The sequence below is a fragment of the Acidovorax sp. Root402 genome (assembly GCF_001425125.1).
Taxonomy (GTDB): Bacteria; Pseudomonadota; Gammaproteobacteria; order Burkholderiales; family Burkholderiaceae_C; genus Acidovorax; species Acidovorax delafieldii.
This window is the reverse complement of the sequence record NZ_LMDQ01000013.1, coordinates 672,226-694,683: the sequence shown is the minus strand read 5'-3', so window position 1 is coordinate 694,683 and position 22,458 is coordinate 672,226. Positions and strand designations below refer to the sequence as shown.

The following is a 22,458-nucleotide window of genomic DNA, read 5'->3' as shown; positions in this document are numbered from 1 at the left end:
TTAGCAGACGGGGGTGACCCTGCCCCCGGGGGTGTCGCCGGGGTGCCATCTATAATCCCAATTTCCCACCACCAAAAAAGACATGACCAAATTTGTCTTCGTCACCGGCGGTGTGGTGTCTTCCCTCGGTAAGGGAATCGCCTCAGCCTCCCTTGCCGCGATCCTCGAATCGCGGGGACTCAAAGTCACCCTCATCAAGCTTGACCCCTACATCAACGTAGACCCGGGCACCATGTCGCCGTTCCAGCACGGCGAGGTGTTCGTGACCGATGACGGCGCAGAAACCGACCTGGATCTGGGCCACTACGAGCGTTTCATCGAAACGCGCATGAAGAAAACCAATAACTTCACCACGGGCAAGATTTACCAGTCCGTGCTGGAGAAGGAACGCCGTGGCGACTACCTGGGCAAGACCGTGCAGGTCATTCCCCATGTCACCAACGAAATCCAGGAATTCATCAAGCGCGGCGCCGGCATTGGCACGCCCGATGCCGTGGATGTGGCCATCGTCGAGATCGGCGGCACCGTGGGCGACATCGAATCGCTGCCGTTCCTCGAAGCCGTGCGCCAGATGAGCCTGCGCATGGGGCCCAACAATGCGGCCTTCGTGCACCTGACCTACCTGCCCTGGATCGCGGCAGCGGGCGAGCTCAAGACCAAGCCCACCCAGCACACGGTGCAGAAGCTGCGCGAGATCGGCATCCAGGCCGACGCCCTGCTGTGCCGCGCCGACCGCCGTATTCCTGAGGAAGAGCGCGCCAAGATCTCGCTGTTCACCAACGTGCCCGAATGGGGCGTGATCAGCATGTGGGACGTGGACACCATCTACAAGGTGCCGCGCATGCTGCACGAGCAGGGCCTCGATGGCCTGATCTGCGACAAGCTGCGCCTGAACACCCCGCCCACCAGCCTCAAGCGCTGGGACGATCTGGTGCATGAGACCGAACACCCCCAGGGCGAAGTCACCATCGCCATGGTGGGCAAGTATGTGGACCTGTCGGACAGCTACAAGTCGGTCAACGAAGCCCTGCGCCACGCCGGCATGCGCAACCATGTGCGCGTGAAGATCGACCATGTCGATTCCGAGACCATCGACAGCGCCGATGCAGCCGCCAAGCTCGCCAAATACGACGCCATTCTGGTGCCCGGCGGCTTCGGCCAGCGTGGTGTGGAAGGCAAGATCGCCACGGCGCAGTTTGCCCGCGAACGCAAGGTGCCCTACCTGGGCATCTGCCTGGGCATGCAGGTGGCCACCATCGAATACGCACGCCATGTGGCAGGCCTGGCCAACGCCAACAGCACCGAGTTCGACCCCACCACGCCCCACCCCGTGATCGCACTGATCACCGAGTGGAAGGATGCAGACGGCACCATCAAGAAGCGCGATGAAAACTCCGATCTGGGCGGCACCATGCGCCTGGGCGCGCAAAGCTCGGACGTGGCCAAGGACACACTGGCCCACAGCATCTACGGCGATGTGGTGACCGAGCGCCACCGCCACCGCTACGAAGCCAACGTGAACTACCTGGACCAGTTGCGCAAGGCGGGCCTGGTGATCTCGGCGCTGACCCAGCGTGAAGAACTCACCGAAATCGTGGAGCTGCCACAAACCGTGCACCCCTGGTTCATCGGCGTGCAGTTCCACCCCGAGTTCAAGTCCACGCCCTGGAACGGCCACCCGCTGTTCAATGCCTTCATCAAGGCGGCCGTGGAACACCAGCAAGCCGCGAAAAAAGCCTAAGGGGACCTCACCATGCAGCTGTGCGGATTCAACGTCGGCCTGGACCAGCGCTTTTTTCTGATCGCAGGCACCTGTTCCATTGAAGGCCTGGAGATGTCGCTCGATGTCGCAGGCCAGCTCAAGGAAGCCTGCGCGCCACTGGGCATTCCGCTGATCTACAAAGGCTCGTTCGACAAGGCCAACCGCTCGTCGGGCACCAGCAAGCGTGGTGTGGGGCTGGAGGCCGGCCTGAAGATCCTCGATGAAGTGCGCCGCCAGCTGCAGCTGCCCATCCTGACCGATGTGCACGACGCCTCGCATGTGGCCGAAGTGGCCAGCGTGGTGGACGTGCTGCAAACACCCGCGTTCCTGTGCCGCCAGACGGATTTCATCCGCGCGGTGGCGCAAAGTGGCAAGCCGGTGAACATCAAGAAGGGCCAGTTCCTGGCGCCCTGGGACATGAAGAACGTCATCGACAAGGCCCGGTCTGCAGCGGCCGAAGTCGGCCTGTCGGAAGACCGGTTCCTGGCCTGCGAGCGCGGCGTGAGCTTTGGCTACAACAACCTCGTGGCCGACATGACCAGCCTGGCCGAGATGCGCAACTCCGGCGCACCCGTGGTGTTTGACGTGACCCACTCGGTGCAAAAGCCCGGCGGCCTGGGCGCCGTGAGCGGTGGTGCGCGCGACATGGTGCCCGTGCTGGCGCGTGCCGGCGTGGCTGTGGGCGTGGCGGGCCTGTTCATGGAAACCCACCCCCGCCCCGCCGAGGCCTGGTCGGACGGCCCCAACGCCGTACCGCTCAAGCACATGAAGGCGCTGCTGGAGACCTTGGTGGCCCTGGACGATGTCACCAAGAAAAGCGGATTCCTCGAAAACAACTTTGGAGCTTGAGACATGAGCAGTGGTTACGTCATCGCATCCGTCACCGTCACCAACCCCACGCAGTACGACGAGTACCGCAAGTGGAGCACCCTGGCCATGCAAGCCCACGGCGCTGAAGTCTGCGTGCGTGGCGGCAAGGTCGAAGTGCTGGAGGGCGACTGGAACCCCGGTCGTACCGTGATCCTCAAGTTCCCGAGCTTTGAAGCCGCTCGCGCCTTCTACGACACGCCCGAGTACCAGAAAGCCAAGGCCGCCCGCGAAGGCGCCGCCGTCATGCGCATGGTGTGTGTCGAAGGCGTCTGAGCGCACACACCCAAATCGCTCACCAATTAATAGCTGCTAGCGCTTATACAGAAGGCGCTAGAGACTTATTTGATTTAAAACTTCTGCAAAAGGAAAACCATGAGTGCCATCGTTGACATCGTCGGTCGCGAGATTCTGGACAGCCGCGGCAACCCCACCGTCGAATGCGACGTGTTGCTCGAATCGGGCGTGATGGGCCGGGCCGCCGTGCCATCGGGCGCCTCCACTGGCAGCCGCGAAGCCATTGAAATGCGCGACGGCGACAAGGGCCGCTACCTGGGCAAGGGCGTGCTCAAGGCCGTGGAATACATCAACACCGAGATCAGCGAAGCCGTGCTGGGCCTGGATGCCTCCGAGCAGGCCTTCCTGGACAAGACCCTGATCGACCTCGATGGCACCGAGAACAAGAGCCGCCTGGGCGCCAACGCCATGCTGGCCGTATCCATGGCCGTGGCCCGCGCCGCCGCCGAAGAGTCTGGCCTGCCCCTGTACCGCTACCTGGGCGGCATGGGCAGCGTGCAACTGCCTGTGCCCATGATGAACGTGATCAACGGCGGCGCACACGCCAACAACAGCCTGGACCTGCAGGAGTTCATGATCATCCCGGTGGGCGCGCCCACGTTCCGCGAAGCCGTGCGCTGGGGCGCCGAAGTGTTCCACGCGCTCAAGAAGATCCTGCACGACAAGGGCATCAGCACCGCCGTGGGCGACGAAGGCGGCTTTGCCCCCAGCGTGGAAAACCACGAAGCAGCCATCCGTCTGATCCTGCAAGCCATTGAAGCTGCGGGCTACACGGCGGGCGATCAGATCGCCCTGGGCCTGGACTGCGCTGCGAGCGAGTTCTACAAGGACGGCCACTATGTGCTGGAAGGCGAAGGCGGCCTCAAGCTCACCGCCCAGCAGTGGACGGACATGCTGGCGGCCTGGGTGGACAAGTACCCGATCATCAGCATCGAAGACGGCATGCACGAAGGCGACTGGGACGGCTGGAAGCATCTGACCGAACGCCTGGGCGACAAGGTGCAGCTGGTGGGTGACGACCTGTTCGTGACCAACACCAAGATCCTGAAGGAAGGCATCGACAAGCGCATTGCCAACTCGATCCTGATCAAGATCAACCAGATCGGTACGCTGACCGAGACCTTCGCTGCGATCGAGATGGCCAAGCGCGCTGGCTACACCGCCGTGATCTCGCACCGCTCGGGCGAGACCGAGGACAGCACCATTGCCGACATCGCGGTGGGCACGAATGCGGGCCAGATCAAGACCGGCTCGCTGTCGCGCTCGGACCGCATCGCCAAGTACAACCAGCTGCTGCGCATTGAGGAAGACCTGGGCGAGATCGCACAGTACCCTGGCCGCGCTGCGTTCTACAACCTGCGCTGAGCCCCTGGCAGCCCTCGCCTGAGCGAGCCCTCCATTGGTCTCCCGCATCGTCCCCGTCATCCTGCTGGCCCTGCTGGCAGCGCTGCACGCCCAGCTCTGGCTGGGGCGGGGCAGCGTGCCGCGCGTCAATGCGATGCAGCGGCAGATTGATGTGCAGAAGGCGGCCAACGAACAGGCCCGCCAGGCGAATGCGCGGCTGACCTCGGAGGTGCACGACCTCAAGGAAGGCCTCGATATGGTGGAAGAAAAGGCGCGCAGCGAGCTGGGCATGGTCAAGCCCAACGAGGTGTACGTGCAGTTCACACCCCGCTGATCTGCCGTGCGGGGTCACTCAGCCGCCTTGGACCACCCCGCACCGTCCACACCCACAACGCAGCCATTGACCAAGGCCTGCGCTTCATTCACCCCCGTGCGGCCGCCCTCTCCCCCCACTCCCTTGATTGCCCTGCTGGGCGCGCCCTACACGGGCGTGGAGGCGTTGGCACAGGCGCTGCAGCAGCAGATCACTCCCGGCACGGCACATATCGCCCTGCACCACCCGCACCTGGCCCACACCCCGCCCACGCCGCAGGCAGACTCCGGCGCGGTGGCATTGACCCTGCTGATGGGTCTCGACCAGCCCTGCCCTGCCGAGGAACGGACTGCGCAGGAGGCCTGCGATACCCGGCTGCGTGCGGCCCTGGCGGCTGCGGCGATACCCTACCGCGTGGTGTACGGAACGGGCGAGCAGCGCACTCGCAACGCGCTTATTGCTATACAAAATATAGCACCACAGGCATATTCCACTAGCGCAAGGTCCGCATGGGATACTGAAAATACGCCCAGAGCAGCCCGGCTGCGCGCCTGGAACTGCGAAAAGTGCAGCGACCCGGCTTGTGAGCATCGACTGTTCACGGCGCTCGTGGAGCAGCGGGATACGACACCGCCGCAAGCCATCACGCCAGACCGCGCTTGAGTTCCTTGAGAAGCAACACCACCTGGCTGGAACCATAGCGGTAACCACCGTTGAGCACCTGCACAGCCCGGTCCCATTCGCCCTGCTGGGCCAGTTCCACCAGGGTGGCGGCCTGCTCATGAAAGTATTGGTAGCGCGCCACCAGCAGCGGATAGGCCGGCTGGTCGCCCAGCAACTCGCCGCCTACGCCGTGCAACCAGCGGCCCAGCGCACTATGGTCAGCGCGGCGCACCAGCGCCGGGTCCAGCCCGACGGAGGTGCGGCCCTCCAGGTAGTCCATCAGGCGGTCTTTCCAGCGCTCGTGGGCATTGATGGCGGCGTCGATGTCCAGCGCGGCGAGCAGGGTATCGGCACGCCGCGAGTCGGGTGCCGCCGCGCTGTCGTACAGCGCCAGCGGAGGCGTAGCCGGGCTGGCCCGGTGGCCCCCCAGAACACGGCGAAGAAACTGCATGACACCCCTCGTTCATTTCCTGCGCGACCGGATGTGATCGCTTGAACGCACACAGGCCTTGCGATCGAACCTTGTGCGCCGGCCCCTCGCAGCGACAGGCGCTGCTGCAGGGTGACCCAGGAATCTTAGGCGGGGATGGCGGGGGCGATTGTCAACGATGGTCAGCCGACCACCACGCCCGATGGAGGCTGCAGACGGCTACTGGATGCCTGTGGGCCCCGGGGGCTGAGCAGCGGCGGGCGAGACAAAAATCTGCGCAGCATCCACGGCATCAAACCGGTACTGCTGGCCGCAGAACTCGCAACCCACTTCGATGTCGTCGCGCTCGGCGAGGATGCTCTCGGCCTCTTCAGCGCCCAGGTTGCGCAGCATGTTGCTCACGCGCTCGCGGCTGCAGGTGCAGGCAAAACGCGGGCCGCTGGCGCCCTGCTGGGGTTCAAAGCGCAGCAACTTTTCTTCCCAGAACAGGCGGCGCAGGATGGTGTCCACGTCCAGCGTCAGCAGTTCTTCGCGGGTCAGGCTGGCAGCCAGGTGCGCAATGCGGTTGTAGTCCTCGTTGTGGCCGATCTGGTCTTCGTTCTCGCGGTGCGAGAGGCCCGCGGCCAGATTGCCCTCGCCCTTGATGGGCATGCGCTGGATCAAGAGGCCTGCCGCCACCTGGTCGTTGGCGCCGAGCACCAGAATGGTGTCGAGCTGCTCGGACTGCAGCATGTAATGCTGCAGCACGTCCGACAGACGCTCCAGCTTTTCGTGGTGGTCGCCGTGCAGTGGCACCACGCCCTGGTAGGGCTGCTGGCCGGGGTGGCGGTCCTTGGGGTCCAGGGTGATGGCGCAGCGGCCACCGCCGCCCACATTGACCATCTGGCTCAGCTTCGCTTCCGGCAGCACCTCGCCATTCACGGTGGCTGTAGCGCGCAGGCTCAGGTCCGACTGCACCTCGGCCACGGCCAATTTGACGGGGCCATCACCAAACACCTGCAGCACCAGCGCGCCGTTGAACTTGATGTTGGACTGCATCAGCACGCCGGCGGCCGCCATCTCGCCCAGCAGCTCGCTCACGGGGGCGGGATAGGCGCCGGTGGCGGTGTTGCCCGCCCGGCGCTTCAGGATCTCGGTCCAGGCATCGGTGAGGCGCACGATCATGCCGCGCACGGGCAGACCATCGAAAAGAAACTTGTGGAGTTCAGACACGCAGGGATTCCAGGAGAAAAATAGCAGCAGCGAGCGCCGGTGGGGGGCGTTCAGCCGATCTTGTGCAGGCCGTGTTGGAAGCGGCGCGCATTGTCGATGTAGTGCTGGGCGCTCTGGCGCAGGCCTTCGATCTGCTCAGGGGTGAGTTCACGCACGGCCTTGGCCGGGCTGCCGATGATCATGGAGCCATCGGGAAACTCCTTGCCCTCGGTGACCAGCGCACCCGCACCCACCAGGCAGTTCTTGCCGATCTTGGCGCCGTTGAGCACCACAGCGCCAATGCCGATCAGCGATTCGTCGCCGATGGTGCAGCCGTGCAGCATGACCTGGTGGCCCACCGTCACCCGCTCGCCCACCACCAGGGGCTTGCCGATGTCGGCGTGCAGCACGCTCGCGTCCTGGATGTTGGAGCCTGCGCCGATGGTGATGCTCTCGGTGTCGCCGCGCACCACGGTGCCGAACCACACGCTGGCGTCTTCACCCAGCACCACATTGCCCATCACCTGCGCGCTGTCGGCCACCCAGGCCGACGCCGCCACTTGGGGAGCCACACCGTCGAGTTCGTAAATTGCCATGCACCCACTCCGCTGAAACAAAAGAAGCGGCACGCCATGGCGCGCCCTGAGAGGTCGCCAATCGTTACAAAGCGCAAGCCTTGGTGCCGATGGCAAGGCCTAGAATTGTAAGGATGGAGCTTCGCCACCGTGCACTGCAGGTCTTGTGCCTGGCAGACCCCGAACAAAAAGCGGCTGCAGCGCTAGACCTGTATGCCCAGGCAGCTACGCTTTCGATAGCAGATACTACCCCTGCGGCCCCCACCGACCCGGACGCACTGCCCGGCCGTCCCGAGCGCCCCGAACTGCTGCGCCACACCCAGGTGGCCCGCCGCTCGCCCGCTACCCCCGAGGGCCGGGCCATCCTCATCCACGCCATCGCCCACATCGAGTTCAACGCCATCAACCTGGCGCTGGACGCCGTGTGGCGCTTTGACGGTATGCCCCGCACCTACTACCAGGACTGGATGCGCGTGGCGGCCGAAGAGGCCAAGCACTTCAGGCTGCTGCGCGACCACCTGCGCAGCCAGGGCCACGACTATGGGGACTTCCCGGCCCACCAGGGGCTGTGGACCATGTGCGAGAAAACCCGGCACGACGTGCTGGCCCGCATGGCCCTGGTGCCTCGCACGCTGGAAGCCCGGGGGCTCGACGCCACGCCGCAGATCCAGGCCAAGCTGCGCCAGGTGGGCACGCCCGACGCCCTGGCCGCCGTTGCCATCCTGGACGTGATCCTGCATGACGAGGTGGGGCATGTCGCCATCGGCAACCACTGGTACCGCTGGCTGTGCGACCGCGCGGGCCAGGACCCGGAATCCCTCTACGGCGCGCTGGTGCAGCGGTACGAAGCCCCCCGACTGAAGCCACCGTTCAATGAGTCGGCGCGACGCAGCGCCGGTTTCAGCGACGCCGAGCTGCGCTGGCTGCAGCAGGCCTAATCACCAAGCCATGTGTTGACGATCCGAGGGGAATACGATGGCTCCTACAATTCTTGGCGATGCCCCCAGCGGGCCAGCGCACCCTCTTTCAAGAACTCCAAGCCCACGCCCATGACCCAAGCCTTCACCCCTGGCACACCGCCCGCGCCACCACCGGGCAACCAATCGTCGGTCGCCATGATTGCGCGCCAAGCCATCGTGAACGCACAACAGGTGGTGGTGGGCTACGAGCTGTTCAACCGCTCGCGCAGCGGAGCCGCCCACACGGCCGCCACCGACGTGATCCTGGTGTTCACCGCCCTGTCGCACGCCGGCACCGAGGAGCTGGTGGGCAAGAAGCTGATCTTCGTCAACTGCACCCATGAGAGCCTGTCGGGCGGCCACCTGGAGCTGGTGGACCCCGACAAGGTGGTGCTGGAGATTCCGCCCCTGGGCCATGCGGCCGCCGAAGAGGTCGCCACGCGCCTGCCCATCCTGACCGAGCTGCGCGACCGGGGCTTTCACCTGGCCTTCAACCACACGGTGCTGCAGTCGGCGTACGCGCCGTGGCTGCCGCTGGCGGACTACATCAAGCTGGACCTGTCGGTGCTGGCACCTGACCAGCTCGCGGTGCTGATCAGCTACGCGGGCCGCCACTGCAAGGCCGAACTGATCGCCGAGAAGGTGGAGACGGCCCAGCAGTACGACATGGTGTCCAGCCAGGGGGTGCAGCTGTTCCAGGGCTACTGGTTTGCCCGCCCTGCCCTGGTCGAGACCAAGCTGCTCACGCCGTCGCAGGCCAGCATCATCGAGCTGATCAACCAGGTGCGCAAACAGGCCAGCACCGACGAGATCGAAGAGGTGCTCAAGAAGGATGCGGGCCTGGCCTTCAACCTGATGCGCCTCATCAACTCCGCCGGCTTTGGCCTGTCGCGCGAGATCACCTCCTTCCGCCAGGCCGTGATGCTCATGGGCCTGAAAAAGCTGTTCCGCTGGGCGGCGCTTTTGCTGACCGCGTCGCGCAACAACGGCACGCCGTCGTCGGTGGGCCACACCGCCGTGGTGCGCGGGCGCCTGATGGAGCTGCTGGCACTGGAGACACTGCCCCCCGAGGAAGCCGACCAGGCCTTTGTGGTGGGCATCTTCTCGTTGCTGGATGTGATGCTCTCCATGCCCATGGAGTCGGCCATTGGCCTGCTCAACGTGCCCGAACCCGTGGCGGCCGCGCTGCTGCGGCGCGAAGGCTTCCTGGGTGACCTGCTGACCCTGGCCGAGGCCTGCGAGTCCAGCGACGACGCCGTGTTTGACCGCGCTGCCGGCCTGCTGCACCTGACCAGCCAGCAGATCAACTTTGCCCACCTGCAGGCGCTGGCCTGGGCCGACCACATCAGCGACTGACAGCTACCGCCGCCACACTGGCGGCCCCCGGTCAGACTTTGGTTCTCTGCCAACGCCCGGCGGTCTAGAATGATCGCCAGCCCTTCATTTCAGTGGACCCCATGTCGAGCACACCCGAACAAGACACCCCGGACGCCGCAGCGCCTGTGGTCGATCCCGTGGACGAGAACCTTGCCATCATTGCGCGCCAGGCCATCGTGGACGAAAGCCGCGCGGTCTATGGCTACGAGCTGTTCGACCGCTCCACCGCGTCCGACTCACACACCGCCGCCAGCGATGCAGCCCTGCTGTTCAATGCCCTGTCCTACGCGGGCACCGAGGCCCTGGTCGGCAAGAAGACGGTGTTCATCAACTGCACGCATGACAGCCTCTCGGGCGGCCACCTGGAGCTGATCCACCCCGAAAAGGTGGTGCTGGAGGTGCCACCGCTGCCCGACAGCGCCACCCCCGAAGAAATCGAAGGCCGCGTGCCCACGCTGGAGGCGCTGCGCACACGTGGCTTTCGCCTCGCGTTTGACCAGCAGGCCCTCAAGCGCGCCTACACCAGCTGGCTGCCGATGGCGGCGTTCATCAAGCTGGACATGCAGGCCTTCAAGCCCGAGCTGGCGGCCCCCCTGGTCAAATTTGCCACCACCCACAGCAAGGCCACGCTGGTGGCCGAAAAGGTCGAAACGGCTGCGCAATACGAGCTGATGCGCGATCTGGGCGTCAAGCTGTTCCAGGGCTACTGGTTTGCGCATCCCTCGCTGGTCAAGGCCACCACCATCCGCCCCTCACAGGCCACCATCATCCAGCTCATCAACCTCGTGCGCAAACAGGCCAGCACGGCGGAGATCGAAGACCTGCTCAAGAAAGACCCCACCCTGTCTTTCAACCTGCTGCGTTTCATCAACTCGTCGGGTTTTGGCCTGTCGTGCGAGATCACCTCGTTCCGCCACGCGGTGATGATCCTGGGGCTGAAAAAGCTGTTCCGCTGGGCGGCCCTCTTGATGACCACCTCGCGTGCGGGTGGTGCACCACCAGCCGTGGGCCAGACTGCCGTGGTGCGCGGCCGCCTGATGGAGCTGCTGGCTGCCGAGCTGCTGCCGCCCGAAGAATGCGACAACGCCTTCGTCGTTGGCGTGTTCTCGCTGCTGGACACCATGCTGGGCGTGCCGCTCGAAAAGGCGCTGGAGTCCGTGGCTCTGCCCGAACCCGTGATGGACGCCCTGCTGCGTGGCACCGGCGTGTTTGCCCCGTTCCTGGAGCTGACCAAAGCCTGCGAAAGCGGCGATGAAGTGGCCTTTGCCAAGAACGCCGATGCGCTGCACCTGTCCAACCGCCAGGTGAACTGGGCCCACCTGCAGGCGCTGACCTGGGCCGAGAGCCTGAACGAAGAATAGTCCCGGCCTTCCCCTTAAAAGCCCACAGGCCCTGCTTTGACAGGGCCTGTGGCGTTTCTGGGGCTCAACACCCCTGCACACGGTCAGTTGCCCTGAATTCCTGCCGCGCGGATGATGCGCGCGTTGTTCTCGGACTCCAGCGCAATCTGGCGCGCGAACTCGGCCGTGGTGCCACCCGTGGGCACGTTGTCAGTGGCATCGAGCTTGGCGCGAATGTCTGGCAGGGCCAACGCCTTGTTCACCTCGGTATTGATGCGTGTGATGACCGTCTTGGGCGTCTGGGCCGGGGCATAGAGGCCAAACAGGGACGAGAGATTGGCTGCAGGCTGACCCAGCTCGGCGAGCGTGGGCACCTGGGGCAGCGAATCCAGCCGCGCCGGAGCCCCCACCGCCAGCGGCTTGAGCTTGCCCGCCTGGATGTGCTGCAGCACCGCTGGGCCGGCGTTGGTCGATAGCACCTCAAACTGCCCGCCCAGCGCGTCATTCATCTGCTGGCCGCCGCCCTTGTAGGGGATGTGCGTGATCTGCACCTGGGCCACCGACTGGATCTGCTCCAGCATGATGTGCCCCAGCGACGCCTGCCCCGACGTGGCCCATCGCACCGTGCCGGGCTGAGCCCGCGCACGCGCGATCAGGTCCTTGAAGTCGGTCGCACGGCTCGCCGGCGTGCCCAGCAGCAGCACGGGCGAATACATCACGCTGACCACGGGCGCAATGTCCTTCTGCGGATCGAAAGGGGACTTGCCCAGGTGCGGATTGAGCGCCAGGGGGCTGACCGCCGCAAAGCCCAGCGTGTAGCCATCGGGCGCCGCCTTGGCCACCGCGTCCACGCCCAGGCTGCCACTGGCGCCTGCCTTGTTTTCAATGACCACGGGGGTGCCCAGCTGAATGGCCAGCTTGTCGGCCAGCGCGCGGGCGACGTTGTCGCTCACGCCCCCCGCCGGGTAGGCCACGATGATGCGGATGGGTTTGGCGGGCCACGCCTGGGCCGAAGCCACGACGGGCGAGGCCGCCAACGCGACCGCAGCGGCAGCCACCAACCGGCGGCGAGAAAAATGCAGATTCATGGTGAGAGCCAATGGAGAAGAGTTCGATGGGCGGCCGTCCGGTCCACCCGTCAATCCAGTTCGAGCTTGCGCTCGCGGATCAGCTTGGCCCACTTGTCGTTCTCGCCCTTCACAAAGCCGAAGAATTCCGTGGGCCCGAGAGAATGTACCTCCGAACCTGTGGACGCGAACTTGGCCTTCACCTCCGCTTGTGCCAGCACCTTGGCCAGTTCGGCGGCCAGCTTGTCCACCACCTCCTTGGGCATGCCTGCGGGGCCCACCAGCCCCTGGAAACCGACGGATTCCATGCCGCCGAGCCCAAGTTCAGCGACCGTTGGCACGTCGGGCAACTGCGGGTCGCGGCGTGGGCCCGTCACTGCCAGCGCCTTCAGCTTGCCGCCCTTGACCTGCGGCAGCAGCACCGGCCCTGCATCGATCAGCAACTGCGTCTGTCCGCCGATCAAGTCCTGAACAGCCGGGGCGCTGCCTTTGTAGGGCACATGCGTCACATCCAGCCCGGTCGCCTGGCTCATCAGCTCGCCATTCAGGTGGGTGGAGGTGCCCGCACCGCCCGATGCGAAGTTCACCTTGCCAGCGTTGGCCTTGGCCCATGCCACCCATTCCTTGAGGTCCTTGGCAGGGTGGTCCGGCCGGGTGACCGCGATGTAGCTGCCCTGGCTGATCTGGCCGATGTAGCTGAACTGCTTGAGCGGGTCGTACGGCATCTTGCGCTGCAAGTACGGTGCGATAGCGAACGGGCCGGTATTGGCCAGCAGCAACGTGTAGCCATCGGGCGCGGCCCGGGTCAGCTCGGTCGCCGCCAGCATGCCGCCGGCACCGGGCTTGTAGTCCACCACGATCTGCTGCTTGAGAAGCTCCTGCAGCGGCACCTGCACGGTGCGCGCGGCAAAGTCGATGCCGCCGCCCGGCGGGTACCCCACGATGAGGCGGATGGGCTTGGCTGTGGGCCAGGCCTGCGCCATGGCCAGGGTGGCAGCCCCCAGCAGCAGTGCGCTGGTGATGAGTTTTTTCATGCAATGTCTCCTTGTTGTGGTGTGGGAAAACCGGTCTGGCGCGCCGCTCAGCCCACGCCAGTGTGGTGTTGCACGCTATCCACGGGGGTGATGCTGCGCGTGCAGGGACTTGAGCCGCTCGCGCGCCACGTGGGTGTAGATGGTGGTGGTGGAGATATCCGCATGGCCCAGCAACAGCTGCACCACGCGCAGGTCGGCGCCGTGGTTGAGCAGGTGCGTGGCAAACGCGTGGCGCAGCGTGTGCGGCGACAGGGGCACCGTGATACCCGCCACCTGCGCCCACTTCTTCACTATGACCCAGAACATCACGCGCGTCATGCCGCTGCCGCGCTGGGTGACGAACAGGTCGTCGGTCTGCTGCCCGCCCAGGATGGCGCCGCGGGCCTCGTTCAGATAGCGCTCCAGCCAGGCACGCGCCTCTTCGCCAAACGGCACCAGGCGCTCCTTGCTGCCCTTGCCCATCACCCGCAGCACGCCTTCGTTCAGGCCGACCTGGTAGGTCTTGAGCGTGACCAGCTCGGTCACGCGCAGGCCGCTGGCATACATCAGCTCCAGCATGGTGCGGTCGCGCAGGCCCAGGGGATTGCCAAGGTCGGGCGCGTTCAGCAGCGTCTCCACCTGCGCCTGCGACAGGGTCTTGGGCACACGCAGCGGCTGGCGCGCAGCCTGCAGCCGCACCGTGGGGTCGGCGGTGATGCGCCGCTCGCGCAGCGCCCAGTGAAAGTAGCGGCGCAACACCGTGAGGCGCCGGTTGGCCGAAGTGGCGCGGGTCTGCGCATGGCGGGCGGCAAAGTAGGCCTGCAGGTGGTGTTCGGCCGTGTCGTCCAGCGCCAGGGCGGGCTGCTGGTCGGCCAGCCACTGCACATACAGCGTCAGGTCGCGCCGGTAAGCGGCCAGCGTGTTGCGCGACAGGCCATCTTCCAGCCACAGGGCGTCCACAAAGGTGTCGATGGCGTTCAGACTGGGAGCAAGCATCCAAAAACCATAGCATGCATTGCACGCATTCAACTCCACGGGCACAAAAAAGCCGCCCGAAGGCGGCTGTGGATGGAAGCGGTGTCTTTTATTCCAGCGTCAGCTTCTGCTTGACGACCACATCCTTGTAGACCGCGAACTCGGCCTTGATCTGCTCTGCAAACTGCTCGGGCGTGTTGCCGATCACGAGCGAGCCCGTGTCTTCGATGCGCTTCTTCACGGCCGGGTCTTCCAGGGCCTTGCGCACACCGGCGTTGATCTTGTCCACCACATCCTTGGGCAGACCCTTGGGACCCACGATGCCGTAGTAGGCCATGCGGTTCACCGGCTCCAGGCCCAGTTCCTTGAAGGTGGGCACATTGGGCAGGGCCGCCACGCGCTGGGGCGCCGCAACGACGATGGGCACCAGGCGGTTTTCCTTGATGAAGGGCAGCGCCGAGGGCAGGTTGTCAAAAATCATGGGGACCTGGCCCGCCACGGTGTCGTTCAGGGCCGGGCCCGCGCCCCGGTAGGGGATGTGGGTCACAAAGGTGCCCGAGAGGTTCTTGTACAGCTCCATCTGCAGGTGGCCGATGCCGCCCGTGCCGGACGACGAGTACGAATACTTGCCAGGCGACTTCTTGAGTTCCGCCACAAACGCCTTGTAGTCCTTGGCCGGGAAGCTGGGGTTCACCGCAATGATGTTGGGGGTGGCCGCAATGTTGATGATGGGCGAGAAGTCCGTCAGCGGGTTGTACGGCGTCTTGGGGTTGATGGCGGGGTTGGCTGCGGTGGTGGACACGGTGGCCACGCCCAGCGTGTAGCCGTCGGCCGTGGCACGGGCGAGTTCGGCCGCACCCACAATGCCGCCGCCACCGGCCTTGTTGTCCACGATCACGCTTTGGCCAAGCACGCGGCCCAGGGGCTCGGCGATCACGCGCGCAATGATGTCGGTGGTGCCACCGGGTGCAAAGGGCACCACCAGCCGGATCACCTTGTTGGGGTAGCCTTGTGCGGCAGCCGATCCAGCTGCGGCAGCCAGTACGGTCAGCGCAAGCCATTGACGACGATGCATGGAAATCTCCTTCGTGCGGGGTAACAACAAACAGCGCAGATGGTATGCCCAACGCACGCCAAACCGCCCTGCGGATTCCACATAAGGGCTAACCCTAGAAACAAAGTGGGGGTGGGCAGTCCCCCTGCCCCATTCAGCCTGCCGGGAGCCCCCGTGCGGCTTGCCATGCATCAAGTATTCTCGGTGTGTGAACTACGCCCAACTTCTGCTCCCCGACTTTTCACTCATCTTCCTGGGCTACCTGATCTGCCGGTACACCGCCCTGAACCGCTCGGTCTGGCAGCCGGTGGAGAGTCTGGTGTACTACCTGCTGTTCCCGGTGCTGCTGTTCCAGTCCATCGTCAAAAGCCCGATGGATATTGGCGCCGCGTCGGGGCTGATTGGCGCGGGCATGCTGTCGGGCGTGATCGGCATCGCTCTGGCCTACAGCCTGCCGCACTGGCCCTGGGTGGGCAAGCACATCGATGTGCGCGACCATGCAGCCAGCGCGCAGGTGGCGTTCCGCTTCAACTCCTTCATTGGCCTGGCGATTGCCGAGCGGCTGGCAGGGACCCAGGGCCTGCTGATGATCGCGGTGCTGATTGGCGTGTGCGTGCCGCTGTTCAATGTGGCTGCGGTGTGGCCCATGGCCCGGCACGGGCAGCACAGCTTTGCGCGCGAGCTGTTGCGCAACCCGCTGATCATCGCCACCGCCTCGGGGCTGGTGGCCAATCTGCTGGGCTTCCAGATCCCCGAATGGGCCGTGCCCACGGTCAGCCGCATCAGCGCTGCATCGCTGGCGCTGGGCCTGATGGCGGCCGGAGCGGGGCTGCAGTTTGGTCTGCTCACGCGGGGCAAGACACTGAGCGTGTCGGTGCTGGCCATCCGCCACCTGGTGCAGCCGCTGGTGGCGTTTGGCATGGCCCGCATGTTCGGGCTCGATGCCGTGCAGACCACCGTGCTGCTGGCGTTTGCAGCCTTGCCCACGGCATCGACCTGCTATGTGCTGGCGGCGCGCATGGGCTACAACGGGCCGTATGTGGCGGGGCTGGTCACGCTGTCTACCTTGCTGGGCATCGTGAGCCTGCCGTTTGCACTGGGGGTGCTGCGATGAGCCGGGGCCTGAACCGCAGGCGGCTGCTCGGCGCCAGCCTGGCCACCGCGTTCGGCCTGGTCGCCTGCGGCCGCAAACCTGCGCGTGCCCAGGCCGTCCCGGCAGGCGCCACGGTCCTGGCGCTGGGCGACTCGCTCACGTCGGGCGTGGGAGCCTCGGCCGACACCGCCTACCCCGCCGAACTGGCGCGCCTGACGGGCTGGAAGGTGGTCAACGGCGGTGTGTCGGGCGACACCTCGGCCCAGGCGCTTGCGCGCCTGCCGGGCCTGCTGCAACAGCACCAGCCCGCGCTGGTCATCGTGGGCATTGGCGGCAATGACTTTTTGCGGCGCCAGAGTGCTGCCACCGCGCGCACCAACATCCTGCGCATCTGCACCGAGGCACGGGCCAGCGGCGCCCAGGTGCTGCTGGTGGCTGTGCCCGAACTGTCGCTCATGGCCGCTGCCGGCCGCCTGAGCGACCACCCACTGTACGAGGAGGTTGCCGCAGAGCTGAAGATCCCGCTGCATGCCAAAGGCTGGTCGAGCGTGCTGGCGCAAGAGCGGTTGCGGTCGGACCAGATCCACGCCAACGCTGCCGGATATGCGGAGTTCGCCCAGGGGCTGGTGGGCACTTTGCGGCAGACGGGGCTGCTGGTGCAGTGAGGCCCCGGCACAACGACCGTTACTCCTATTTTGATAGCTGCCAAGGCATATTGCACTAGCGCTACCAGGCAATTTCCTCCAAAAACGCCCTCAAGCAGCGTCCAGAGCCCAGGCCACATGCTCCCGCACCAGCGCGCTGGCATCCTCGGCCCGCGACTGCAGCGCAGCGCGCAAGGCCCCATCGCCCGTGGCACGCAGCGCATTGCCCAGCGCCACGGCCACATTGCGCAGCCAGCGCTCATGGCCGATGCGGCGGATGGGGCCGCCCTCGGTCATGCGCAAAAAGGTGGCTTCGTCCCACGCAAACAGGTGCACCAGCTGTTGGCCCGACAGGCCCTTGCGCTCGTCAAAATCCGGCAGGCGGGTAACCTGCGCAAACTTGTTCCAGGGGCAAATCAGCTGGCAGTCGTCGCAGCCATAGATGCGGTTGCCCATCAGCGGGCGCAGCTCCACAGGGATGGGCCCGGCGTGTTCGATGGTGAGGTACGAGATGCAGCGCCGCGCGTCAACGCGGTGCGGCGCGACGATGGCCTGTGTGGGGCAGATGTCGATGCACGCGCTGCAGCTGCCGCAGTGCGGGGTGACGGGCTCGCTCTGGGGCAGCGCCATGTCCACATAAATCTCGCCCAGGAAGAACATGGACCCCGCCTCGCGGTTGAGCACCAGCGTGTGCTTGCCGCGCCAGCCCTGGCCGCTGCGCGCGGCCAGCTCAGCCTCCAGCACCGGCGCGGAGTCGGTGAACACGCGGTGGCCAAACGGGCCGATGGCCTCGGCGATGCGGTCGCTGAGCTTTTGCAGCCGGGCGCGCAGCACCTTGTGGTAGTCCCGGCCACGGGCATAGACGGAGACGATGCCCTCGTGCGGGCGCTGCAGGCGTGAGAGTTCGGCCGCCTGCCAGCCCCCGGGCGCATCCCTGGCGGTATCGCGCGGCAAATAATCCATGCGCGCCGTGATCACACTCACAGTGCCGGGCACCAGCTCGGCCGGGCGCGCGCGCTTCATGCCGTGGGATGCCATGTAATGCATGTCACCATGGAAGCCCTGCGCCAGCCAGGCCGCAAGACCCGGCTCGGCCGCAGACAAGTCCACCCCCGCCACGCCGATTTGGGAAAATCCCAGCTCGCGGGCCCACTCCTGCATTTGAGGAACGAGTTGACTGTTGCACCACATACCGGCCAGATTGTAGAAAGCGGCACCGATGCTGCGGCCCCCCCCCCTGCAGAAGCCACGCGCCATTTCACCTGGCACAGCGAGGAAGACACCGCCGCCTTTGCCCAGCGCCTGGCCGCCCAGCCCCTGCTGGCCAACGCCTTCGTGACCCTGCACGGCGACCTGGGCGCGGGCAAGACCACCCTGGTGCGCCACCTGCTGCGCGCGCTGGGCGTGCAGGGCCGCATCAAGAGCCCCACCTACGCGGTGGTGGAGCCCCACGAGGCGCCGGGTCTCTCGATCTGGCACTTCGACTTCTACCGTTTTGACGATCCGCGCGAGTGGGAAGACGCCGGTTTCAGGGACATTTTTGCCAACCCCGGTCTCAAGGTGGCAGAATGGCCGGAAAAGGCCGCAGCGCTTACCCCGCTTGCAGACCTTGCTATCCACATTGAAGCAATGGATGACACCGAAAGGAAGGTCACGCTGCATGCCCCCACCGCCACGGGGCGCAGCCTGCTGCAAGCTCTCTGAGACACCGTGAACGAACCCACCCTGCCCGACCGCCACGCCGCTTACCAGCCATCGCGCCGTGCCGTGCTGCGCGCCAGCAGCCTGGTGCTGCTGCTGGGCGCACAGCAGATTGCACGCGGCGCCACCATCGTGGCCGTGCGCGTCTGGCCCGCACCCGAATACTCGCGGGTGACCATCGAGTCCGATGGCGCGCTGGTGGCCAAGCAGTTCTTCGTGACCTCGCCGCCGCGCCTGGCGGTGGACATCGAGGGCATCGACCTGAGCCCCGAGCTGCGCGAACTGGTGGCCAAGGTCAAACCCGACGACCCCAACATCGCGGGCATCCGCGTGGGCCAGAACGCACCGGGGGTGGTGCGCCTGGTGGTGGACCTCAAGCAGCCCGCCATGCCGCAGGTGTTCACCCTGCCACCCGTCGCCGCCTACCGCCACCGGCTGGTGTTTGACCTGTACCCCGCAGCGCCTGTGGACCCGCTGGAGGCACTGATTGCCGAGCGCCTGCGCGATGCCAGCGGCCCGGCCGCCACGCCTGCGCCATCGCCCGCACCGGCCACAGCCCGCGCCGCAGAGCACGACCCGCTGGGCGACCTGATCGCGCAACGCGCCAATGGCCCCGCGCAGTCCGGCACCACAGCCCAACCGCCCGTGGTGGCCGCAGCACCCGCGCCCAGCGCCGCCCCTGCCGCGCCCTCACGACCTGGCAACCGCCCCACAGCCACCGAGACCGACCGCATCATCATCGTGGCACTCGACCCTGGCCACGGGGGCGAAGACCCCGGCGCCATCGGTCCCTCCGGCACCCGCGAAAAAGATGTGGTGCTGCGCGTGGCCCATCTGCTGCGCGACCGCATCAACGCCACCACCGTGGGTGGCAACCCCATGCGCGCCTACCTTACGCGCGATGGCGACTACTTTGTGCCCCTGGGCACCCGCGTGCAAAAAGCCCGGCGCGTGCAGGCCGACCTGTTCGTCTCCATCCATGCCGATGCCTTCACCACGCCAGAGGCCCGTGGCGCCAGCGTGTTTGCGCTGAGCCAGGGCGGGGCCTCCAGCACGGCCGCCCGCTGGCTGGCCAACAAGGAGAACCAGGCCGACCTGGTGGGCGGCATCAACGTGCAGTCCAAGGACCAGCATGTGCAGCGCGCGCTGCTGGACATGAGCACCACCGCGCAGATCAACGACAGCCTCAAGCTCGGCACCGTGCTGCTGGGGGAGATCGGCAACGTGGGCAAGCTGCACAAGCCGCGCGTGGAACAGGCGGGCTTTGCCGTGCTCAAGGCGCCTGACATCCCGAGCGTGCTGGTCGAAACCGCCTTCATCAGCAACCCCGAAGAAGAAAAGCGCCTGCGCAGCAGCGCCTACCAGGAGCAGCTGGCCGACGCGCTGATGCGCGGCATCACGCGCTACTTCGCCAAGAACCCGCCACTGGCGCGCAGCCGGTCGGTGTAGGCAGGCAGGGACATAGCGCGCGGGACGCGCCGCCCACCTTGCGCGCACTGCAAACTGCAGGCACAGTAGCCTGGCATCGGCCGGGCGCGCACCGCGCCTTGGCCAGCAAGGAGAACTGCCATGGCCCTGCCCCACGCCCAATCTGGTCAGATCGTCAGCGTGCGTCCCCTGGGAGCACGACTGGCCGACACCGTCACCACCGCCGTCCTTAAAGCCGGCCAGCTCGAAGTCATGCGGGTGGTCCTGCCCGTGGGCAAATCCATGAAAGAACACCAGACGCCCGGCGAGGCCACCGTGCAGTGCATCGAGGGCGTGGTGGAGTTTGCGAGCGAGCTGGGCGTGCAGCAATTGCATCCCGGCGACTTTGTGCACCTGGCACCGCGCGCGCTGCATTCGCTCAAAGCGGTAGAACCTGCCTCACTGCTGGTGACGATGTGCCTCAAGCCTGCGGAGAAAACCTGAGGCCTCTTCGGCCTCTTGGCTTATTGGCTTCTTTGCACTCCGGGCCCCGAAGGCCTGAGGGGGTGAAGACCGTGCGGCACTGAAGGCGGTCAGCGCCCCAGCCGGAACACGCTCACGATCTCTGACAACCGCGCCGCCTGGTGCTTGAGGCTGTCAGCCGCCGCAGCGCTCTGCTCCACCAGGGCCGCATTCTGCTGGGTGACCTGGTCCAGCTGCATCACCGCCTCGCCCACCTGGCTGATGCCGATGGTCTGCTCGCCCGTGGCGCTGGAGATTTCGCCAATCAGGTCGCTCACCCGCTGCACCTGGGCGACGATGTCTTCCATGCTCTGCCCGGCGTTGCTCACCAGCTGGGTGCCGTTCTCCACCTTCTCGACACTGGCACTGATCAGGGCCTTGATCTCCTTGGCCGCCTCGGCGCTGCGCTGGGCCAGGCTGCGCACTTCGCTGGCCACCACTGCAAACCCACGGCCCTGCTCGCCGGCACGGGCTGCCTCTACCGCCGCGTTCAGCGCCAGGATGTTGGTCTGGAACGCGATGCCATCGATCACGCTGATGATATCGGTGATCTTTCGGGACGCGGCCGAGATGTCCTGCATGGTGGTCACCACCTGGCCCACCACCACGCCGCCCTTGACCGCAGCCTGCGATGCCGAGCCGGCCAGCGTGGCCGCCTTGCGCGCGGTGTCGGCGTTGTTCTTCACGGTGCTGGTGATCTCTTCCATGGAGGCGGCCGTTTCCTCCAGGTTGCTGGCCTGTTCCTCGGTGCGCTGGCTCAGGTCGGCATTGCCCATTGCGATCTCGCTGGAGCCCGTGGCAATGCTGTCGCTGCTGTGCCGCACGTCGCCCACGATGCGCACCAGCGAGGTCTGCATGCCCTGCATGGCACGCATCATCTCGGCCACCTCGCCATGCCCTTGCACCTCGATGGGTTGGGACAGGTCACCCTCGCCAATGCGCTGCGCCACCGCGCTCACCGCCCCCAGCGAGCGGCGGATGCGCTGCACCACCACCCAAGACAGCACCACCAGCAGCGCCAGCCCTGCCAAACCCGCCACCAGCACGGTCATGCGGTAGGACTGGATGAGCTCTGCCGCCTCGGCCGCCTGCTCGGCCGAGCGGCGCACCTGGTAATCCACCATCTTGTCGGCCACAGCGTTGTATTTGTCCAGCACTGGCGCAAACGTGCCCAGCGCATAGGCGCGCGCCTGGGCCATGTCACCCGCCTTTTTCAGCTCCAGCGACTTGTCGCGCGACTCCAGGTACGATTTGCGGATGGTGGCCAGCTCTTCCTGGATGCGCAGGCCCTCCGGGCTGTTTTCCAGCTCGGTATAGCGCTTTTGCACCTTGCTGGTGTCGGCGGTGGTGGCGGCCACTGCCTCCTTGAAATAGTTCTGGAGGTCATCGCCCTCGGTCTGGGCGATGGAGAACACACGCGTGGAATTGACGGCGATGTTGCTGCGCCAGCGCAGCGCCAGTTGCAGCCGCTCCACCTGCTCGGTGGCCAGCTGATCCACGGTAGCCCCCAGGCGCTGCACACGCACCAGGCTCAGCGCCAGGACGACCACCAGCGCCAGCACCGCCACGCCCACAATCAACCCGATCTGCTGCGCCACCGTCAGCTGGGTGCCCACGCCGCCCCGGCCGGCTTGCTGGATGTGCTGGGTCATCGCGTGTCCTTGTGTAAGTTTTGTATGACAAGGAAATGATCTGCCTGCGCAACCCGGTTGGCAACAGCGACAGGCGCAGGGAAACCCTTAGTTCCTCCTGTGCCGCCTGTCCTACACCCAGCACCCTTGCCTGCCTACAGCCACCGCGCGGCCGGGCAGCGACAGTAGAGGCACAGGTCGAGCTTCAGCCGCTATCGCGGTTTGGGGACCAC

Annotated in this window: 23 protein-coding genes; 14 read left to right on the top strand and 9 right to left on the bottom strand. The window is 65.9% G+C overall.

The genetic code is table 11. The annotated features are described in order from the left end of the window. Positions 1-82: 82 nt before the first annotated feature. The 6 genes from ASC83_RS10595 to ASC83_RS10570 all read left to right on the top strand — a co-directional run bounded on the left by ASC83_RS10595 (position 83) and on the right by ASC83_RS10570 (position 5,246). Positions 83-1,741 carry a CTP synthase gene (locus ASC83_RS10595; RefSeq protein WP_056061705.1) on the top strand — a complete coding sequence of 553 codons (1,659 nt, stop codon included), beginning with the start codon at positions 83-85 and terminating at the stop codon, positions 1,739-1,741. A 12-nt stretch (positions 1,742-1,753) separates the two neighbouring features. Then, positions 1,754-2,611: a 3-deoxy-8-phosphooctulonate synthase gene (kdsA, locus tag ASC83_RS10590; protein WP_056061702.1), complete on the top strand. Its 858-nt coding sequence runs from the start codon at positions 1,754-1,756 to the stop codon at positions 2,609-2,611. 3 nt (positions 2,612-2,614) lie between these two features. Continuing rightward, positions 2,615-2,905, top strand: a complete 291-nt coding sequence (locus ASC83_RS10585; RefSeq protein WP_056061699.1) for a DUF1330 domain-containing protein — start codon at positions 2,615-2,617, stop codon at positions 2,903-2,905. A gap of 99 nt (positions 2,906-3,004) precedes the next feature. Then, a complete protein-coding gene (gene eno, locus ASC83_RS10580; protein WP_056061696.1) occupies positions 3,005-4,291 on the top strand; it encodes a phosphopyruvate hydratase in 1,287 nt (428 codons plus the stop codon). A gap of 34 nt (positions 4,292-4,325) precedes the next feature. After that, entirely contained in the window at positions 4,326-4,604 is a 279-nt protein-coding gene (locus ASC83_RS10575; protein WP_056061693.1) for a septum formation initiator family protein, read from the top strand. 123 nt (positions 4,605-4,727) lie between these two features. Continuing rightward, entirely contained in the window at positions 4,728-5,246 is a 519-nt protein-coding gene (locus tag ASC83_RS10570; RefSeq protein WP_056061689.1) for a hypothetical protein, read from the top strand. Here ASC83_RS10570 and ASC83_RS10565 read toward each other — a convergent pair. From ASC83_RS10565 to ASC83_RS10555, 3 genes are all read right to left on the bottom strand, one after another. Continuing rightward, a complete protein-coding gene (locus ASC83_RS10565; RefSeq protein WP_056061686.1) occupies positions 5,227-5,697 on the bottom strand; it encodes a CZB domain-containing protein in 471 nt (156 codons plus the stop codon). The two genes, ASC83_RS10570 and ASC83_RS10565, sit on opposite strands and share 20 nt — an antisense overlap. Before the next feature lie 198 nt (positions 5,698-5,895). Then, a complete protein-coding gene (locus ASC83_RS10560) occupies positions 5,896-6,888 on the bottom strand; it encodes an Hsp33 family molecular chaperone HslO (protein ID WP_056061683.1) in 993 nt (330 codons plus the stop codon). Positions 6,889-6,938: 50 nt separating this feature from the next. Continuing rightward, positions 6,939-7,463 carry a gamma carbonic anhydrase family protein gene (locus ASC83_RS10555; RefSeq protein WP_056061680.1) on the bottom strand — a complete coding sequence of 175 codons (525 nt, stop codon included), beginning with the start codon at positions 7,461-7,463 and terminating at the stop codon, positions 6,939-6,941. A gap of 113 nt (positions 7,464-7,576) precedes the next feature. Here ASC83_RS10555 and ASC83_RS10550 point away from each other — a divergent pair, with 113 nt between their 5' ends. From ASC83_RS10550 to ASC83_RS10540, 3 genes are all read left to right on the top strand, one after another. Further along, positions 7,577-8,380: a ferritin-like domain-containing protein gene (locus ASC83_RS10550; protein WP_056061677.1), complete on the top strand. Its 804-nt coding sequence runs from the start codon at positions 7,577-7,579 to the stop codon at positions 8,378-8,380. Between the two features lie 111 nt (positions 8,381-8,491). Then, positions 8,492-9,757, top strand: coding sequence for an EAL and HDOD domain-containing protein (locus tag ASC83_RS10545; RefSeq protein WP_056061672.1), 1,266 nt, complete (start codon positions 8,492-8,494; stop codon positions 9,755-9,757). A 101-nt stretch (positions 9,758-9,858) separates the two neighbouring features. Further along, positions 9,859-11,139: an EAL and HDOD domain-containing protein gene (locus tag ASC83_RS10540; RefSeq protein ID WP_056061670.1), complete on the top strand. Its 1,281-nt coding sequence runs from the start codon at positions 9,859-9,861 to the stop codon at positions 11,137-11,139. 83 nt (positions 11,140-11,222) lie between these two features. Here the strand turns inward: ASC83_RS10540 and ASC83_RS10535 are convergent, their stop codons facing one another. The 4 genes from ASC83_RS10535 to ASC83_RS10520 form a co-directional block, all read right to left on the bottom strand. Further along, positions 11,223-12,206 (bottom strand): tripartite tricarboxylate transporter substrate binding protein, encoded by a 984-nt coding sequence (locus ASC83_RS10535; protein ID WP_056061666.1) that lies wholly within the window; start codon positions 12,204-12,206, stop codon positions 11,223-11,225. Between the two features lie 50 nt (positions 12,207-12,256). After that, the gene (locus ASC83_RS10530; protein ID WP_056061664.1) at positions 12,257-13,219 is read right to left on the bottom strand and encodes a tripartite tricarboxylate transporter substrate binding protein; all 963 of its coding nucleotides are present in this window, start codon (positions 13,217-13,219) and stop codon (positions 12,257-12,259) included. Positions 13,220-13,294: 75 nt separating this feature from the next. Continuing rightward, positions 13,295-14,194 carry a site-specific tyrosine recombinase XerD gene (xerD, locus tag ASC83_RS10525; RefSeq protein ID WP_056061662.1) on the bottom strand — a complete coding sequence of 300 codons (900 nt, stop codon included), beginning with the start codon at positions 14,192-14,194 and terminating at the stop codon, positions 13,295-13,297. Positions 14,195-14,282: 88 nt separating this feature from the next. Next, entirely contained in the window at positions 14,283-15,248 is a 966-nt protein-coding gene (locus tag ASC83_RS10520; RefSeq protein WP_056061659.1) for a tripartite tricarboxylate transporter substrate binding protein BugE, read from the bottom strand. Positions 15,249-15,435: 187 nt separating this feature from the next. Between ASC83_RS10520 and ASC83_RS10515 the strand changes: the two genes are divergently transcribed. Beyond that, positions 15,436-16,341: an AEC family transporter gene (locus ASC83_RS10515; protein ID WP_056061656.1), complete on the top strand. Its 906-nt coding sequence runs from the start codon at positions 15,436-15,438 to the stop codon at positions 16,339-16,341. Continuing rightward, positions 16,338-16,985 carry a GDSL-type esterase/lipase family protein gene (locus tag ASC83_RS10510; protein WP_056061653.1) on the top strand — a complete coding sequence of 216 codons (648 nt, stop codon included), beginning with the start codon at positions 16,338-16,340 and terminating at the stop codon, positions 16,983-16,985. Before ASC83_RS10515 ends, ASC83_RS10510 begins: the two co-directional genes overlap by 4 nt. A 90-nt stretch (positions 16,986-17,075) precedes the next feature. On the opposite strand, the gene queG is transcribed toward ASC83_RS10510, so the two are convergent. After that, a complete protein-coding gene (gene queG / locus ASC83_RS10505; protein ID WP_056061650.1) occupies positions 17,076-18,125 on the bottom strand; it encodes a tRNA epoxyqueuosine(34) reductase QueG in 1,050 nt (349 codons plus the stop codon). 12 nt (positions 18,126-18,137) lie between these two features. On the opposite strand from queG, the gene tsaE reads away from it, so the two are divergent. From tsaE to ASC83_RS10490, 3 genes are all read left to right on the top strand, one after another. After that, positions 18,138-18,668, top strand: a complete 531-nt coding sequence (tsaE, locus tag ASC83_RS10500) for a tRNA (adenosine(37)-N6)-threonylcarbamoyltransferase complex ATPase subunit type 1 TsaE (protein WP_056061646.1) — start codon at positions 18,138-18,140, stop codon at positions 18,666-18,668. A gap of 6 nt (positions 18,669-18,674) precedes the next feature. Next, a complete protein-coding gene (locus ASC83_RS10495) occupies positions 18,675-20,114 on the top strand; it encodes an N-acetylmuramoyl-L-alanine amidase (RefSeq protein WP_056061643.1) in 1,440 nt (479 codons plus the stop codon). A gap of 120 nt (positions 20,115-20,234) precedes the next feature. Further along, complete coding sequence (locus ASC83_RS10490) at positions 20,235-20,576, top strand: cupin domain-containing protein (RefSeq protein WP_056061641.1); 342 nt, start codon at positions 20,235-20,237, stop codon at positions 20,574-20,576. Between the two features lie 89 nt (positions 20,577-20,665). On the opposite strand, the gene ASC83_RS10485 is transcribed toward ASC83_RS10490, so the two are convergent. Beyond that, a complete protein-coding gene (locus ASC83_RS10485) occupies positions 20,666-22,246 on the bottom strand; it encodes a methyl-accepting chemotaxis protein (RefSeq protein WP_056061637.1) in 1,581 nt (526 codons plus the stop codon). Positions 22,247-22,458: the final 212 nt, after the last annotated feature.

Coding starts and splice junctions, on each gene's coding strand:
- ASC83_RS10595 (WP_056061705.1), top strand. CDS start 83: ATGACCAAATTTGTCTTCGTCACCGGCGGTGTGGTGTCTTCCCTCGGT.
- kdsA (WP_056061702.1), top strand. CDS start 1,754: ATGCAGCTGTGCGGATTCAACGTCGGCCTGGACCAGCGCTTTTTTCTG.
- ASC83_RS10585 (WP_056061699.1), top strand. CDS start 2,615: ATGAGCAGTGGTTACGTCATCGCATCCGTCACCGTCACCAACCCCACG.
- eno (WP_056061696.1), top strand. CDS start 3,005: ATGAGTGCCATCGTTGACATCGTCGGTCGCGAGATTCTGGACAGCCGC.
- ASC83_RS10565 (WP_056061686.1), bottom strand. CDS start 5,697: ATGCAGTTTCTTCGCCGTGTTCTGGGGGGCCACCGGGCCAGCCCGGCT.
- ASC83_RS10555 (WP_056061680.1), bottom strand. CDS start 7,463: ATGGCAATTTACGAACTCGACGGTGTGGCTCCCCAAGTGGCGGCGTCG.
- ASC83_RS10550 (WP_056061677.1), top strand. CDS start 7,577: ATGGAGCTTCGCCACCGTGCACTGCAGGTCTTGTGCCTGGCAGACCCC.
- ASC83_RS10545 (WP_056061672.1), top strand. CDS start 8,492: ATGACCCAAGCCTTCACCCCTGGCACACCGCCCGCGCCACCACCGGGC.
- ASC83_RS10540 (WP_056061670.1), top strand. CDS start 9,859: ATGTCGAGCACACCCGAACAAGACACCCCGGACGCCGCAGCGCCTGTG.
- ASC83_RS10535 (WP_056061666.1), bottom strand. CDS start 12,206: ATGAATCTGCATTTTTCTCGCCGCCGGTTGGTGGCTGCCGCTGCGGTC.
- ASC83_RS10530 (WP_056061664.1), bottom strand. CDS start 13,219: ATGAAAAAACTCATCACCAGCGCACTGCTGCTGGGGGCTGCCACCCTG.
- xerD (WP_056061662.1), bottom strand. CDS start 14,194: ATGCTTGCTCCCAGTCTGAACGCCATCGACACCTTTGTGGACGCCCTG.
- ASC83_RS10520 (WP_056061659.1), bottom strand. CDS start 15,248: ATGCATCGTCGTCAATGGCTTGCGCTGACCGTACTGGCTGCCGCAGCT.
- ASC83_RS10510 (WP_056061653.1), top strand. CDS start 16,338: ATGAGCCGGGGCCTGAACCGCAGGCGGCTGCTCGGCGCCAGCCTGGCC.
- queG (WP_056061650.1), bottom strand. CDS start 18,125: ATGCAGGAGTGGGCCCGCGAGCTGGGATTTTCCCAAATCGGCGTGGCG.
- ASC83_RS10490 (WP_056061641.1), top strand. CDS start 20,235: ATGGCCCTGCCCCACGCCCAATCTGGTCAGATCGTCAGCGTGCGTCCC.
- ASC83_RS10485 (WP_056061637.1), bottom strand. CDS start 22,246: ATGACCCAGCACATCCAGCAAGCCGGCCGGGGCGGCGTGGGCACCCAG.